Annotated in this window: 11 protein-coding genes; 6 read left to right on the top strand and 5 right to left on the bottom strand. The window is 53.0% G+C overall.

Annotation, left to right across the window (positions count from 1 at the left end):
• Positions 1-28 precede the first annotated feature (28 nt).
• From CIG75_RS16210 to CIG75_RS16225, 4 genes are all read left to right on the top strand, one after another.
• Entirely contained in the window at positions 29-220 is a 192-nt protein-coding gene (locus CIG75_RS16210) for a hypothetical protein (RefSeq protein WP_094237572.1), read from the top strand.
• 125 nt (positions 221-345) lie between these two features.
• A complete protein-coding gene (locus CIG75_RS16215) occupies positions 346-1,230 on the top strand; it encodes an ATP-binding protein (RefSeq protein WP_094237573.1) in 885 nt (294 codons plus the stop codon).
• Positions 1,231-1,402: 172 nt separating this feature from the next.
• Positions 1,403-5,059 carry a fibronectin type III domain-containing protein gene (locus CIG75_RS16220; protein WP_094237574.1) on the top strand — a complete coding sequence of 1,219 codons (3,657 nt, stop codon included), beginning with the start codon at positions 1,403-1,405 and terminating at the stop codon, positions 5,057-5,059.
• A 16-nt stretch (positions 5,060-5,075) separates the two neighbouring features.
• Positions 5,076-6,740 carry an S-layer homology domain-containing protein gene (locus CIG75_RS16225; protein ID WP_094237575.1) on the top strand — a complete coding sequence of 555 codons (1,665 nt, stop codon included), beginning with the start codon at positions 5,076-5,078 and terminating at the stop codon, positions 6,738-6,740.
• Between the two features lie 470 nt (positions 6,741-7,210).
• Here CIG75_RS16225 and CIG75_RS16230 read toward each other — a convergent pair whose 3' ends face one another.
• The 3 genes from CIG75_RS16230 to CIG75_RS16240 all read right to left on the bottom strand — a co-directional run bounded on the left by CIG75_RS16230 (position 7,211) and on the right by CIG75_RS16240 (position 10,006).
• On the bottom strand, positions 7,211-8,833 hold the full coding sequence (locus CIG75_RS16230) for a peptide ABC transporter substrate-binding protein (protein ID WP_157729601.1): 1,623 nt from the start codon (positions 8,831-8,833) through the stop codon (positions 7,211-7,213).
• 240 nt (positions 8,834-9,073) lie between these two features.
• Entirely contained in the window at positions 9,074-9,448 is a 375-nt protein-coding gene (gene queF, locus CIG75_RS16235; protein WP_094237577.1) for a preQ(1) synthase, read from the bottom strand.
• 117 nt (positions 9,449-9,565) lie between these two features.
• A complete protein-coding gene (locus CIG75_RS16240; protein WP_094237578.1) occupies positions 9,566-10,006 on the bottom strand; it encodes a hypothetical protein in 441 nt (146 codons plus the stop codon).
• 143 nt (positions 10,007-10,149) lie between these two features.
• Here CIG75_RS16240 and CIG75_RS16245 point away from each other — a divergent pair, with 143 nt between their 5' ends.
• The gene (locus tag CIG75_RS16245) at positions 10,150-11,475 is read left to right on the top strand and encodes a serine-rich family protein (RefSeq protein WP_094237579.1); all 1,326 of its coding nucleotides are present in this window, start codon (positions 10,150-10,152) and stop codon (positions 11,473-11,475) included.
• 315 nt (positions 11,476-11,790) lie between these two features.
• Here CIG75_RS16245 and CIG75_RS16250 read toward each other — a convergent pair whose 3' ends face one another.
• The gene (locus CIG75_RS16250) at positions 11,791-12,069 is read right to left on the bottom strand and encodes a hypothetical protein (protein ID WP_094237580.1); all 279 of its coding nucleotides are present in this window, start codon (positions 12,067-12,069) and stop codon (positions 11,791-11,793) included.
• A gap of 245 nt (positions 12,070-12,314) precedes the next feature.
• On the opposite strand from CIG75_RS16250, the gene CIG75_RS16255 reads away from it, so the two are divergent.
• Positions 12,315-13,862: an oligosaccharide flippase family protein gene (locus CIG75_RS16255; protein WP_094237581.1), complete on the top strand. Its 1,548-nt coding sequence runs from the start codon at positions 12,315-12,317 to the stop codon at positions 13,860-13,862.
• 165 nt (positions 13,863-14,027) lie between these two features.
• Here the strand turns inward: CIG75_RS16255 and CIG75_RS16260 are convergent, their stop codons facing one another.
• The gene (locus CIG75_RS16260) at positions 14,028-15,071 is read right to left on the bottom strand and encodes a M42 family metallopeptidase (protein WP_094237582.1); all 1,044 of its coding nucleotides are present in this window, start codon (positions 15,069-15,071) and stop codon (positions 14,028-14,030) included.
• Positions 15,072-15,133 lie beyond the last annotated feature (62 nt).

Below are 15,133 nucleotides of genomic sequence, written 5' to 3' on the forward strand. Positions count from 1 at the left end.
TCGAATACTATGGCGAGGAGGTTGGACGATGAATTTGACTAGCGCATTTTTAAACAAACGGGACATCTCCCAATTGAAAATCGAGGAACTGGAAGATCTTCAGTACCACCTGCATAACCGGGAAAAAAGTTTGATGCAGAAACTGGAACAGATCCGTAGAGACTTAGCGGACATCGAGCATGACCGCAATAAAGTAAAGACAGAAATCGGCAATCGCTGACCTATAAATAGACGCGGCCCACATGGGTCGCGTCTTCTTTATTTCAATAAAAAATAATCCCTCATCTTACCAAAATATTCTATAATAAAATTATGGAAATGATATTAATATAAGGAGGTGTGATAATGCCCCGTTCTACAAAGTTGCTCCAAATTTTATTAATCGCAATATTAATTATGGTGAGTTTTCAAGTTTATTTGACCTTGGCTTCCCTTCACCTTTATGCCGCACTGGCAAGTATATTCTGTTTCCTGCTCCTGCTGCTCTTGCTGACTTTATATGTGCGGAAAGAAAAAGAGTACGCTGCTAGCAACCGCGAGTTGCACGAGGCGATGCGTCGCACCGAACATTTGGAGACCGTGTCCCAGATGGCCGCATCGATCGCCCATGAAGTGCGCAATCCGATGACGAGCGTGCAGGGTTTTTTGCAGTTGATGAGCCGCGAGGTAAACCCTGGGCACGCCCATGCGATGTATCTAAGAGTGATGGAAGAAGATCTCAGGCGCATCTCGACGATCATCACCGAATATTTGAATTTCTCAAAGATGGGGAGTGACATGCTCGAGGAAGTCGATCTCCGTCAACTCTTGCACAACACCTGCACCCTCTTGCAAAGCGAAGCCAACATGCGTGGCATTATCATCACCCTCGAGCTTCCAGCGGACAGCCTGTTCCTCACCATCGATGCCAATCGCATCAAACAGGTCTTGATCAACCTGGCCCGAAACGCGATGGAAGCGATCGATGGTCAAGCAGGCACGATCACGCTCGTGCTCGAAGACAGCGGTGACCGCGTCTGCTTAAAAGTAAAAGATACCGGACCCGGCATCTCGGCGTCCGACCTGCCTCGCATCTTCAATCCGTTTTACACCACCAAACCAACTGGCACTGGCCTTGGCTTGTCGATCTCCAAGCGCATCATCGAGGAAAAAGGCGGCTCCATCGCCGTCCAGACGGAAGAAGGCAGAGGCACCACATTTTTTCTCTACCTCCCCAAACACCCCTTTTAACCTCAGATTAACTTTTTTTGAGAACCCGCTTTCCACCGTGAAAAAAGGTTCTTTTTTCTAGGACTAAATGTCGAAAAATGACCATTCTTACTATCTTTTAACAGGATTCCCTATTCGAAACGCGAAGTAATTATCTTACCAACTTGGAAACTATTAAAAGGAGGGATTTCCATTGCATCAGCACCGCTGGTCCCCAAGATGGAGGACCCCGCTTGCGCTGCTCACTGTACTTTTGCTCATCGCCACGCTGATCCCGATCCTTCCGCCTCAACAGGCCGAAGCAGATGCGGACATCACCTTATCCAGTTCTGTCTTCCCCCTTGGCTACCCTGGTACCAAGATCACATTGACTGGGGGCAACATGTTTCCGTTCCACACCGGCGCGCAGATCACGCTCTACAATCAGAGCGGACAAAAGGTCGATGCGATCGCCGACATCCAATATTTAGATAACAGGCGCATGTCGTTTACATTGAAGCCGGGCTTGATTGAGGGCCACTATCGACTTCTCGTCATGTCTTATGAAACGGCAATTGCCGAAATCCATGTGATGAGCAGTTACGACCCGACCAACGTACGGGTCACGCCGGGCGCAGACCGTGACATTCGCATCGACTGGACCGATCCTGGCGCGATCGATCTGCGCGAAGTCATCATCCAATACGGACCGATCAACTTGACAAACTATCTTCACACGGTGACCGTCCCCCGTTCGCAACAAACGGTTACCCTTCGAGATTTGGAGCACAACAAACGCTATAAAATCAAACTGTTTACGCGCAAAGTGGATGGCACCACTTCGCAAGGTACCGAATTTACCAACAACGGAGCGGGATACCTCGCTCAGGACAGCACACCTCCAGGGGAGCTGACCAGCTTGGTGGTTCGCTCGATTCCCAACGGTTTTGACCTGAGCTGGAAAGACCCTGTCGATCCCGATTTGAGCCTCGTCACCATTCAATATGCAGAGCATGGCACCAACCGCTGGTCGGATGGCTATGTCGTCGCCAAAGGCGTCGAACATGCTGTGCTTCGAGAGATGAACACCTCGAAACGATACGATTTCCGCTTTACCAAGACGGACCTGTTCGGTAACTGGTCCCTACAGGTGGCGACCAACAACGGCTACGGGTACACGTTCGACACGACACCGCCGTCAAACGTTACCAGCTTCAGCGTATCGGCTCCATCCAAAACGTCAGCGTTGCTCACCTGGGTTGACCCGAGCGATTCCGTCTCTGCCGATCTTCACCATGTCAAAATTTATCTCAGATCTGCCCTCACCGACTGGATCTCGGTCGGACGAGTTGACAAAGGGGTCAGACAGTTCACTTTGAACGGTCTGTCCGGCAACATCGAATACACGTTTAAAGTGACAGCAGTAGACAGCTTCGGCAACGAATCGAGCGGTGTGACCGTCTCCCGCACGATCGATACATTTTCGTTAACCGACCTCCGCAACCTGACCGTCTCCCAAGAGAGTGAAGGCGGCCTGAAGCTGGCGTGGAGCGAGACGGGAACTGCGATCAATTTCAATCAGTTCAAAGTTTATTATGCGCCGCACGGTACGACCGAGTTCCGCGAGACGGTGTTGAGCAACAAAAGCACGCGCTCAGCCTATCTGCGCGATATGCCGCGCGGCACGTACGACCTGCAGTTCCGCCTTTATGACAGCAAAGGGGTGGAGCAAGCTTTTCACCTGCTGGATAACGGTGGACACGGCTTCTATGTAGCAGGCAAATCGGGAGGAAACTACCCGGCCGAACTTGGCGGCGTACGGATTCAGCCTGTAGACATGAAAAAGATGCTGCTTTCCTGGAACCCCGCTTCCACCGACGGTACACATGTCGAAATCTATTCGGCAGAACGCTCCTTGTCGCCAGTCTGGAAGCTTGTCGAACGCGTGGACAAGCGAATCCAGCGCTATGAAGTCAGCAATCTGCTACTCGACCGCGATTATTTCTTTAAATTGATCGTCGTCGATACGAACAAAAACACCAGCTCCTATGGCATCATCTTTGACAACAGCGGGTATGGGTACAACCTGACCAGCGGTGACATCTATCCGCCGCATGAAGTGACAAACGCAAGTGCTAGCTTGTCAGGCAATGCGTTGACCGTCTCCTATTTCGAACCGAATGATGCCGATTTTGAAAAGGTCATGATCTATGCCCAGAAGCTCGGCGGTTCCGAAGTGAAGCGCTTTGATGCTGCACGCGGTCAAGGCGGCATGACGATTCGCGACCTGACTGCGGGCACGACCTATACGCTGCGCATCACCACCGTCGATACGAGTGGCAACGAGTCACAAGGCGTGACCTTGACCAACAATGGCCGCGGTTTCACCATTCCGCTCGGCTCAGGTCAAGCGCAAAACGAAGTGCGCAATGCACTGCTGATCCCAGATACCACCAAATTGACGGTGCGTTTCACCGATCCGCTTTCTGCCGACTACAAGCAGACTGTGGTCGCACTGAAAAAGAGCACCAGCAGTTCCTACACGAGCACCAAAACGGTACTGAAAGGCAACAATGAGGTAACTTTTGATGGTCTCGACCCGAATTCGATGTACCAAGTTCGCATCACGACGCTGTCCACTGCGAACACCGAATCGGCTGGTGTCTATCTCGGCGGCACCACAGGCATTGGCCTGCAACCGATCAGCAAAGTGACTCAAGCCAACGTGACCGAACAAAAGGGCAAACTGACCGTCACTTGGCAGGACCCGGTCAACACCTTGCCATCCGGTGTACAGGTCGAAGTGCAGCCGCGCGGAAGCTCCGTGTGGAGTGAACCGCTGATCGTACAACCGGGCACAGGGCGCGCCGTCTTCACAGGGCTTAGTGAGACCGAAAGCTACAAGGTCAGAGTGACCACCTTGCTCAATCAAGTCGCTTCCACCCCTGTGTTGCTGGAGAATAGCTCCAGCGGCTATCGTCCGAGTCCGGTCGAACTGTATGCAAATCCGTCGCAGATCACCTATGATGCCAGCCTCACACAGCGCATCTCTCTGCTTGGTGTGAATACTCGTTTCCCGTACAACAACAAAGAGATTAGCGCCAAGCTGTACACGTCGAACGGCGAAGACGTCTCCACTGCGATCACCGCGCAGAACACCAACTCGTCAACCCGCTACGACCTCACGCTGCGCCGCTCGCTGCAGCCCGGTCTGTACAAATTGGTGCTCAGCACCTTCGATGACGGTGAGTTCATCTCGTGGATCAAAGTGGTTGACCGTGCACCACTGGTGCAAGCGGTAGCGCTCGATCAGGCTGCCATGAACTCCGGATATTCATCCTTCACCGCCAAAGTGACCGGCACCGGATTTAAGACAGGTGCCAAAGTGTTGATCGACGGCACGACCGAAGTGTCCCCGTCCTCGATCACGTCCGACAGCTTGTCGTTTACGATGCCGTCTGGGCTCCTGCCCGGCGTGCACAAAGTGGTGGTCAAAACGGCAGACGGCACCTCGGCACCGCTCGGGTTTACCGTTCATCCATTCAGCGCCGCCGTCTCGTATACGGCAGCCACCACCCGAAGCGGCCTGCACAAGGCGGAAGTACGAGTCAAAAATCATGACAACAACATTCGCAACAGCAAAGTGCTCGTCATGGTGCGCAAAAACGGCAAATTGATCGAGACGAAAGAATTCCAAGCCACGTTCAGTGCATTTGAAACGGTCAACTTCAAGCTCGATTTTGGCGGCCAGAACACCGTCTATGCTGATGGACCGACCAATTCGCTGTCCATTCAAGCGTTTGTGATCGATTCGTACACCGCAACACCGCTGGCAGAAACGGTCAACTACTACCGAACACTCAATCTCTAAACGAGGAGGACTCGCGATGAACTGGAAACGACTTGCCCTCACCGGCTGTTTGACGGCGGGCCTCCTGCTTGGCCCCATCCCTGTAGCTCCGGCCGTTTATGCAGACACGACGATTGCCATCAAGACATACGGCTCCGGCGTGACCGCCGAAGGGGTCTATCAGGACCGCGGTGTGTCGCTACGCGGCACCCCCGTGTTCCTCACGGTCGAAAGCTTGGACGGAGATACGGTGCACCTCGACCAAACCAAGACCGATGAGAACGGCATCTACCGCTTCGACTGGACGATGGCTCAAGATTTTCCAAGCGGACTCTACCGCGCGACCGTCAGCGTTCAAGGCGAGCAAAAAAGCTCGACGTTCAACTTCGTCTCGAAGAAGGGAGATGGCATGGTCTCCCCGATCGACACAGGGCCCTACCGCTTCACAGGCGAGCTGAACAGCGGTCAAAAGCAAACGGTGTTGTATGATTCTGGCACGGGCGTACAGGTCGAACGCCGCTCCGGCATGTCCTTTGTCACGCTCAATGAGAGCAGGGCGCTAAGCGCAGTGCGCGGTGCCACTACAGGCACGACGTATCTGACGATCTCTGTGCCGACGACCGACCGCTATGCACAGGTGACCATACCGGCTGCCGTGATCAAAGAGGTGATCAACCGATTTGGCCGCAGCGCGCACCTTTTGATCGCAGCGGAGGCAGGCAGTTACGACCTGCCGCTTCCGGCGGTTAATGAAACGCTGCTGAACAGCGTGCTGAACAGCAACGGTGGCAGTTTGCAATTTACGATCGCCTCGGCTGAACAAACTGACCGCACGGCGATCCAGACCAAATTGCAGGTCCAAAAGATCAACAACCCGATGTTGATGCCTGTGCAGTTCGGCGTGCAGGCTTTGTTCGGGGGACAGTCGGTTCCTCTGCTTGACTATGGCAATCGCTTCGTACAAGTCTCGATCGATCTGACAGGAGCGGTGCTTTCCTCCGATCAAACCGCGTCCGCCCTGTTCTACCATCCGCGCGATGAACACTTGGTTCCATCGCCATCCAAATTGTTTCGTGACACGGTCGGGCATGGAAAATTGGTGATCAAACGCTCCGGCAACGGCATATACGTGCCGATTCAAGATGCGAAATCGTTCACCGACATTCAATACACACCGCAGCGGTCGAAGATTCAGGAACTGTCAAATCGCCACATCATCAACGGGCGCACCACGACATCCTTTGCACCGCAAGGCAACATCACACGCGCAGAATTTGCGACGTTGATGATGTTGTCACTGGGACTTTCCGACAAGCAGGGCACCAGCCTGTTCCGTGATGTCCCGAAAAACACTTGGTTCACCAAGCCGGTTGGCATCGGCTCCACACTCGGCTTGATCAGCGGTCATGACGCGTGGACGTTCGCACCGCACAGCCCGATCACCCGTGAGGAGATCGCCTCGCTGATGGTGCGCTGCTTGAGCTTCGTCGAGCAGCGTCCGTACGTGGACACCACTCGCATCCTCGGACAGGTACAAGATCGCAACAACGTCTCGTCCTGGGCGCGTGAAGACGTGGCACTGGCCATCTCGACAGGCATTCTCGACAAGAACATCAGCTCTGTCGAACCGCGCCGCGCCGCAACCCGTGCCGAAAGCGCCGACATGCTGTACAATCTGCTCACCTACCTCAAGATGATTTGAGGAAACAACAAAGGCTCAAACACAAAAAGGTACCAACTCCGCGTTTGGATGTTGGTACCTTTTATTTTTGATTGGTCATGTGTTTGAACCAAAACTGAACGTTATCCGATCAGAAGATTTCTCCCTCTGTGCTGTCACGCTCCTTTACGGAATGATCACCTGAGTCCTTTTGGTTGACATCTTCCTGTATCGCGCTCCTTTCGGGTCGTTTATCTGCTGATGAACGCTTTTTCGGAGTGTTTCGTTCGTTTCGGTAGAGCCTCCTTTCCTCAACCGCTGTGTGTAGCAGCGAGTTGTTGTTGAATTCATTATAACTTACTATTCTGATTATTTGAAATACATAGACGAGTTGTTTTCAGCTTTTATCTACAATTAGGTAGGAATAACTTCATAATTCGACCTTATTCGCACGATTTCTATAAAAAACAGGAGCCGGCGCCGGCTCCTGTTTTCCATTTTGCATAAGGCAATTATTTTTTGCCTTCGATTTTAACATGCTTGAGGTCGTAATCGACCCCGTACGGGAAGGTCACGAGCCCTTTGACATACTCTTTGGTTGCAAACGATTTGCCGCGGAAGAAGATCGGACCGATCGGCATATCCTTCATCAGAAGCTTTTCAGCATCGACGAGGTATTGTGCACGTTTTTTGGTGTCCGACTCAGCTTTTGCCAGCTTGATCAGTTCGTCATACTGCGGGTTGTTGTATTTCACTTTGTTGAACTCGCCATCTGCGAGGTACAGGTCGAGGAAGGTCATCGGGTCATTATAGTCCGCGCCCCACAGGGACAGACCGATTTGGTAATCCATGTTCCGCTCTTTTTCCAGACGCAGTTTGAACGGTACGCCTTGAACATCGACGTTGATGCCCAGTTTGGAGCGCCATTGCTCTTGAAGCAGTTCTGACGATTTTTTCGCGACGTCAGAGTCATCGACGAGCATTTGCAGTTTCAGGTCGGATGCTTTCAGACCTGCTTCTTTCAAGCCTGCTTCGAACATCTCTTTGACTTCTGCGTCCGTTTTCTTGCTCAACGTGTCGCCAGCAGTTTTGCGGAAATCGCCGCCTGCCGAGTCGGATGTGCCATTAGGAACAAAACCTGTCGCACCAACGGTACCATTGTGGTACACGATGTCTACGTACATGTCACGGTCGATCGCCCACGTAATCGCGGTGCGGATTTTCGCGTTATCAAGACCTTTTACTTTCGGGTTAAAAAGCAGGTAACCGTTGGTCAGTTCCGGCTTCAAAGAGAATTCGGCGGAGTCTTTGTAACGGTCCACATGGTCGCGAACCAGTCCGACGCGGTCGAGTTGACCAGCTTCATACATGTTCACAGCTGCGGTGGTATCTTTGATCACTTGGTAGTTGACCTTTTCCAGCGTCACATTGGACGCATCCCAGTAGTCGGCGTTCTTTTCGAGGGAGACGGAAGTGTCATGCTCCCAACCAACCATTTTGAACGGACCATTGGAAAGGATCGTATCGAAAGAAGTGCCATATTTGTCGCCTTTTTCTTCAACGAACTTCTTGTTTTGCGCATAGAAGATCGGGAACGACATTTGGTTCAGGAAGAACGGAGTCGGGTTGTCCAAAGTGACTTGCAGAGTTTTGTTATCGAGCGCTTTCACGCCGATTTCTGCATCAGAGCCCTTGCCTTGGTTATAATCGGAAGCACCTTTTATCCAATAGAGCATAAAGGAGTACTGCGAAGCAGTTTCCGGTTTCAAGGTGCGCTTCCAAGAGTATACGAAATCTTCTGCGGTGACTGCATCGCCATTGCCCCATTTTGCGTCACGCAGTTTGAAGGTAAAAGTTTTGCTGTCCGGGGAGATCTCCCAAGATTCTGCGATACCCGGTTGTGCCTTGCCTTCTGCGTCGAGGCGCACAAGACCTTCCATCGTATTGGCCATCATCAGGAAGGAGTAGGCATCGGTTGCTTTGGAGACGTCCATGTTCGGCAGGTCATCGCCGATATACAGGTTCAAGACTTGCTCGTCCGAACCTTTGCCAGTTGACGAGTTATCGCCGCAACCGACGAGCACGGTGCCCATCATCACGGCAGCCATCGCGGTGCCAAACCATTTCTTTTGCATTTTTGTATCCCCCATTCTATATGGTGAAAATATTCTCACAGATTGCTTCAAAAGAAGTACGGAGCCTTATTCGAAATAATAATCGACAGCCAATATAAAAGTCAATGTATTGACCAATTGTCCCAACCTTATGAAGACTAGCACTACTTATTCAACTCATAAGGTTGGCAATTGCGAATCGCAAACATAAAAAAAGAAGCCTCGGGCGTAAAGCTCCAGGGCTCCTTGCGATGTAACTGTTTAGGCGCGGCTGCGTTTAAATTCCGGATTGTGCTCTACTTTGACGTTGGTATAAATACCACCGCGAACGTTAAATTCACCTTCGACTTGCATCCAGCGCGGTTCAAGTGCTTTCACGAGATCGTTCAGAATGATGTTGGTCACGTCTTCGTGGAAATGACCTTCATCACGGAACGCCCAGAGGTACAGCTTGAGCGATTTCAGTTCGATGATGTGCGGACCTGGCACGTAGCGAACGATGATCGTCGCAAAGTCCGGCTGGCCTGTCTTGGGGCAAAGCGCGGTGAATTCCGGGCAGCGGATTTCTACTTCATATTCACGCTCCGGATGAGGATTCGGGACCGGATCGAGCGTTTTTGTCGGTTCTGTAGACATATGTATACCCTCCAAAGGTTCAAAATCTAAAATTTACTATATCCCACCGAGTCCGACTTTTCAACTAAAATGCCATAAAAAGCCTGCGAAAGTCCGCAGGCTGTGCAGAACGCTGGCTTAGAACTGGCGCTGAGTTGGGTCGTTGTGCGGAGGATTCATCTGTTGGGCGCTGTACGTGTTCAGATTGTCACGATTGCCGCTCTGCGCCTGTACGAAGTTTTGGACCTGTTGGAACATGCGATCCGCCGTGTTTCTCATTTCGCCGTACTGTTCCATCGACCGCCGTTCTTCATTAAGCAATTGCGGAGGAACCGGCATGTTGAAGGCGGTCGTGCCTTGCCAGTTTTGGTTGTTTTTAAAGGGGGATTGGTTCTGGTTTGGCATAGATTGCATTTGTTGTTGCTGACTGGGCTGCCTGGGCTGCTGCGAGAGCATGTGCATCGTCCGTTCTTCGGTGCGGATCAGCGAGCCGATCATCTGGCGAATTTGGCGCAGTTCAATCTGCACCAGTGCGATGTCCGCTTCAAGTTGCTGCAAGTTTTGCGCGTTTTGTGGCATGATGAAATCTCCTTCGGCAAGTGTTCATTCCCTTTTTACGATGTCCGTTTCTGCCCTTTTTTATAAACCTGTGCATATTTCTTCCTTGGCGAGGTACAAGATAGACACAGTGAGACTTGTATTCGCAAGAAGGAGGAAGAGTCATGCAACAAAACATTGACCGGATGTCCAGCCAAGTGCAGGATCTGCAGCAGGAAGTCAGCCAGCTTGCCCATATGGCCCAGCAGTTGGCGCAGCAGAACATGAACCAATACCAACAAATGCAGTCCAACGCCAATCAAAATACGCACAAGACGTATTACCAAGCGGCTTACCAAGAGCATCAGGCCAGCCGTTTGCTTTATGAGATCGCATCAGTGTGCAATGACATGAACCACCATATTCGGACGATCTCCCAGCAGCTACAGAACAGCGGCGTGATTGGCGGGAACAGGATGCAGGGCACGTCCAACCAAGGACAGCAAGGGCTGAACAATTCGCAAGGCGTGCAGTCACAACAGATCTCCTTCATGATGAACCAAAGCCCCGGCCAACAGATGGGCGGTTCACAATCGCAACCCAACATGTCCCCAACAGGGCCGATCGCCACCGACACTACCCATTTCCATAAAACTCAGGCCCCTGGCTGGGAACGGTCTCGCACTACTTCCAGCACCGATGGCTCCAACCTGCTAACCAACCAAGGCACTCAGGGCGGCACGACCGGCACCAGCACGCCCCTCTCCATGGGGACAAGCTCCCAAGGTACCGCACAGGGCACTTCCTATGGTGGCGCTATGCAAAACAGCAACGCGATGAACAGCGGGGCTTCGATGGGGGGCGCATCTCAAGGCACTTCTTATGGTGGCGCTACGCAAAGCGACAACGCAATGAACAGCGGGGCTTCGATGGGCTCCTCTTCTCAAGGTACTTCTTATGGCGGCGCTACACAAAGCGGCAACGCAATGAATAGCGGGGCTTCGATGGGCTCCTCTTCTCAAGGCAACTACTATAGTGGCGCTATGCAAAACAGCAACGCGATGAACAGCGGGGCTTCGATGGGCTCCTCTTCTCAAGGCACTTCTTATGGTGGCGCTACACAAAGCGGCAATGCGATGAACAGCGGGACTTCGATGGGCTCTTCTTCTCAAGGCAACTCTTACGGTAGCGCTTCGCAAAACAGCAACTCGATGAACAACGGGGCTTCGATGGGCTCTTCTTCTCAAGGCAACTCTTACGGTAGCGCTTCGCAAAACAGCAACTCGATGAACAACGGGGCTTCGTTGGGCGGCGCTACACCCTCTAGCCAGGTATTTGGCGGCTTTCAAGCGAATGCGACAGATAATGGTCCGTCGCTGAACAACAGCACGTTTAACAACAAATCGAATAGCGCGATGTACCACAACACTGCTCCTGCGAACAATCAGTCGCAGAACAACTCGTTCAGCTCATCGTCACCAAACGGGTCGGACAGCAATAACCATTCGTAAAACAATCCGCCATTCCGCACACCACTGGTGCATCCGCCCAGCTTGCACCATCTCAGATTGCTTATCAGTATTGCTCACCTAGCAATTCGACTTTGCTGAACGAACACAAGCTTTTCCCGACCCGGTCTCTTTTCCTGTACAATGGGCGGCATCGTACGAGGCTGACCTGCAAGTTCCGGCCGCCTATGCTGACTTTGCGTTCAGCAACATGTTTGCCGGCAACGTGAAAAAGCTCTTCACCCAACTGCTAGCCTAATGAAAAGAGGTCGATCGGATATGCTCCGATCGACCTCTTTTTCCTGAACATCTGAAGTCTTAATGCAACGGCTCAACTCGGCGGCTCAACGCCGCTCGATAATGCTCATACATCGCGCGCTGACGGTCTGCGTCTTTGATCGTCGAAAGGTACGCCTCGCGCAAATCCATCCGCTCATCGGGTGTCATAAACGTTTCAAAATCGGCGATGATCAGTGCCACCACCTGCTGTCGTTCTGTGGCCGACCATTTTAGAAATTCGTCATAGGGCAAGGAGCGAATATCGACTCGAAACTGTTCCAGCATCTCTTGTGGCATGTCTTGATATTTGATTCCCATCGCGAATCCCCCTTTCCCTTAACTTTACCATAAAAGAGCAAGAACCTCACAAGCTCCCCATTGGTTATCCATCCACTCGACAAGGTCTTCTGGTAATAGCATCAGGTCGGAGCACGGCGAACTTCAAGTCAGCCAACGTAGGCATAAGTCATGCAAGCCTGTTGATCGGACGGTATGTTTGCATCGGACGGGTCATACGATGAATTGATAAGGAGTGGACAAACTGCCGTGCGGAGGGGTGCTCGTTGGTTCAACCGTTTCCAGTTCGTGAATCGAGCATTTTGAGCCTCTCAGAGCTGATCTCGCGGCTGTTGGGGCTCTTGTTTTTGGCACGTTTTGTGACGACGCTCGGGCTTGCAGAAAGCGCGGAGTTTCGGATGGTCTTGCCTCTGATCGGCGTTGCCGCAACGTTCGGTTCGATCGGACTGCCACAAGCGCTGACCCGTCTGTTTGCATCTGCCCGATTAGAGGTCGGGCGTCCAGTGCCAAGGTCACTTTTGCGGACGGCGCTGTGGGGAACGGCTTGTGCAGTGGGATTTGCGCTGCTCTCACTCTTGCTGATGTCGGGGCTAGCCATCCAAACCGGGATCGAGTTGCGGGCGTTTGTCCGATTGGCGGAGACGGCGGTTCCGCTGCTCCTGTTGATCTGTGTGACTGGGAGTTTGCGCGGGATGTTGCTTGGACTTGGGAGTACGTATACGCCTGCATTGGCTCAGGTCGTGGAAGTGGGGGTGCGGCTGTTGGCGCTGATCTATTTGCTGCCCGCTTTGACACTCGATCATGCGCAGGCGGCCGAAGTTGGCATCCTGACGCTGACAGCAGGTGAAGGGGTGGCCGCCCTCTTATTGGCGGCGATGTTGTGGCGGTTGATGCAAAAGCGCGGGGTGCTGCGAGATCGGGGAAAAAGCGGACTGGGCAGTGTGCTGCGCATGTCACTTGCACCGACCGGACAATCCTTGCTGGCCAGCCTCGGCTATGCGTTCGAACTCCCACTGGCCCATGAACTGCTGACGAAGACGCACGGCGAGACGGCTGCATCCCAGCTCGTGGCCGAGTATGCGACGATCGCCCTGCCCCTGCTCTGTGCACCGATGGTGCTGACCGACGGGATTGCCACCGCGTTGTTGCCCATCGCTTCTGCGGAGCGGGCGGTGAGCGGTAGCCGCGCTTTTGCTGTCCATCTGCGGCGGATCATCGGGGTGGTGATGATGGTTGCGGTGCCGACGACAGGAGTCGTCTGGGTGCTTGCTCCGACGCTTAGCGGGTGGTTTCAAGCCCCTGGAGCCGCTCTGCTCCTCCTGTTGCTCGCCCCGCTCGCCCTGCCGCTCTATTTGCAGGCTCCACTCGCCACGCTCTTGCAGGCACAAGGGCGAAGTCGGGCACTGCTCTATGCCGGGCTGCTCGGCGATGTCGTGCGCCTTGGCGCGATCTTCGTCACGTTCGGACTGTGGGAGCTGGGCCGTGCTGGATTTGCACTGGCATTTTCCGCTACGGCGCTGGTGCAGACGGGGACGATGCTTGCGATGCTACAGCGCTACACCGCACTCGCTGTGCCGTGGCGGACGCTGATCAGTTCGTGCCAAGCTGCACTGGGAATGGTTGCGCTGTTGCTCGTCGCGCTTCATGCGCCGCTTCCCTATTCGTTTGCCAACCTACCCATTTTGTGGAGCGCAGCCGCTCTGCTTGTCGGCATCGGCACGCTGTTGCTTGCTCAAGAGATCACGCCACAGAGTCTCTCGCGTCTTCCTCTGCTCGGAATCCTTTTCGAAACCAGACGAAAAAGAGGCGGGTGAGCAGCCGTGCGTCAGCGCCCAAGAACCATACAGAATCCCTTTTTCAACCACGAAAAGCCCCTCTTTATCTGAGGATCATATCATCTGTTACTTCTGCCCATCCTGCAGGCAAAATAAAAACACGAGAGGTCTACACCTCTCGTGTCGCTTCCAATCATTTGCTGTTTACACCAGATCGCTTTGCAGATAGGCCACGATCAGCTTGACCGAGTTTTCCAAAGACGTCTTGTGCGTGCGCTCCATCGAGTGCGACGCATCGATCCCAGGTCCGATCAGACCGTGTTTCACATCGACGCCTGCTTTCATCGCAGCCGATGCGTCAGAGCCGTAGTACGGATAGATGTCGACCGCATAGTTCAGACCGTTCGCTTTGGCCAGTTCGACGAGGTGCTTGCGCATTCCATAGTGGTATGGGCCGGACGAGTCTTTGGCACAGATCGAGACACAGAACTCATCGGTCGTTTGGCCTTCACCGATGGCACCCATGTCGATCGCGAGGAATTCGACCGTTTCCGGCGGAATGTTGGAGTTCGCCCCGTAGCCGATCTCTTCGTTGTTAGAGATCAGGAAGTGGGTGGTGTACGGCAGTTGCTCACCGCTGTCCAACACCGTTTTCAGCGCGCCAAACATGCAGGCGACCGACGCTTTGTCATCGAGATGACGCGTTTTGATGAACCCGGTTTCCGTCACTTCGCAACGCGGAGCAAAAGAGATAAAATCACCGACTTCAATGCCTAACTCGCGCACGTCGTCCGCGTTTTTCACCACGGCGTCCAGGCGAATTTCCATCGTGCTTTGGTTGCGCTCATGCGTGCTGGTGTCTTTGTAAACGTGCACAGAAGCATGGGTCGATTGGATCGTACCCGTATACAACTTGCCATCTGCCGTTTCGATCTGGCAGTATTCACCTTCGATCGCGTTGTACGCGAAGCCGCCGATCAAGGTCAGTTTGATACGACCGTTGCCTTTGATCTCTTTGACCATCGCTCCGAGCGTATCAACATGTGCGGTCAGTACGCGGTGCACATCGTTGTTTTTCCCAGGCACAGTCAGGACCAGACCATCCTTGTTGTTGCGCTTGTTCTCAATGCCAAGTCGCGCGCATTCCTCTTCGATGAAACGAATGACTTTCTCCGTATTTCCGGAGGGGCTCGGGATGTTGACCAAGCTCACCAAGAAATCCACCACATATTGCAAATTCACGCTCATCTTTTGTTGAACCCCCTTTTCGCATCTGAGACTAGTATACAGAATTTAGCAGGGGTTCGCGA

Source organism: Tumebacillus algifaecis, assembly GCF_002243515.1.
Classification (GTDB): Bacteria; Bacillota; Bacilli; order Tumebacillales; family Tumebacillaceae; genus Tumebacillus_A; species Tumebacillus_A algifaecis.

What these genes read in the sequence shown, in the direction of transcription:
- CIG75_RS16210 (WP_094237572.1), top strand. Translation starts at nt 29, where the DNA reads ATGAATTTGACTAGCGCATTTTTAAACAAACGGGACATCTCCCAATTG.
- CIG75_RS16215 (WP_094237573.1), top strand. Translation starts at nt 346, where the DNA reads ATGCCCCGTTCTACAAAGTTGCTCCAAATTTTATTAATCGCAATATTA.
- CIG75_RS16225 (WP_094237575.1), top strand. Translation starts at nt 5,076, where the DNA reads ATGAACTGGAAACGACTTGCCCTCACCGGCTGTTTGACGGCGGGCCTC.
- CIG75_RS16230 (WP_157729601.1), bottom strand. Translation starts at nt 8,833, where the DNA reads ATGCAAAAGAAATGGTTTGGCACCGCGATGGCTGCCGTGATGATGGGC.
- queF (WP_094237577.1), bottom strand. Translation starts at nt 9,448, where the DNA reads ATGTCTACAGAACCGACAAAAACGCTCGATCCGGTCCCGAATCCTCAT.
- CIG75_RS16240 (WP_094237578.1), bottom strand. Translation starts at nt 10,006, where the DNA reads ATGCCACAAAACGCGCAAAACTTGCAGCAACTTGAAGCGGACATCGCA.
- CIG75_RS16245 (WP_094237579.1), top strand. Translation starts at nt 10,150, where the DNA reads ATGCAACAAAACATTGACCGGATGTCCAGCCAAGTGCAGGATCTGCAG.
- CIG75_RS16250 (WP_094237580.1), bottom strand. Translation starts at nt 12,069, where the DNA reads ATGGGAATCAAATATCAAGACATGCCACAAGAGATGCTGGAACAGTTT.
- CIG75_RS16260 (WP_094237582.1), bottom strand. Translation starts at nt 15,071, where the DNA reads ATGAGCGTGAATTTGCAATATGTGGTGGATTTCTTGGTGAGCTTGGTC.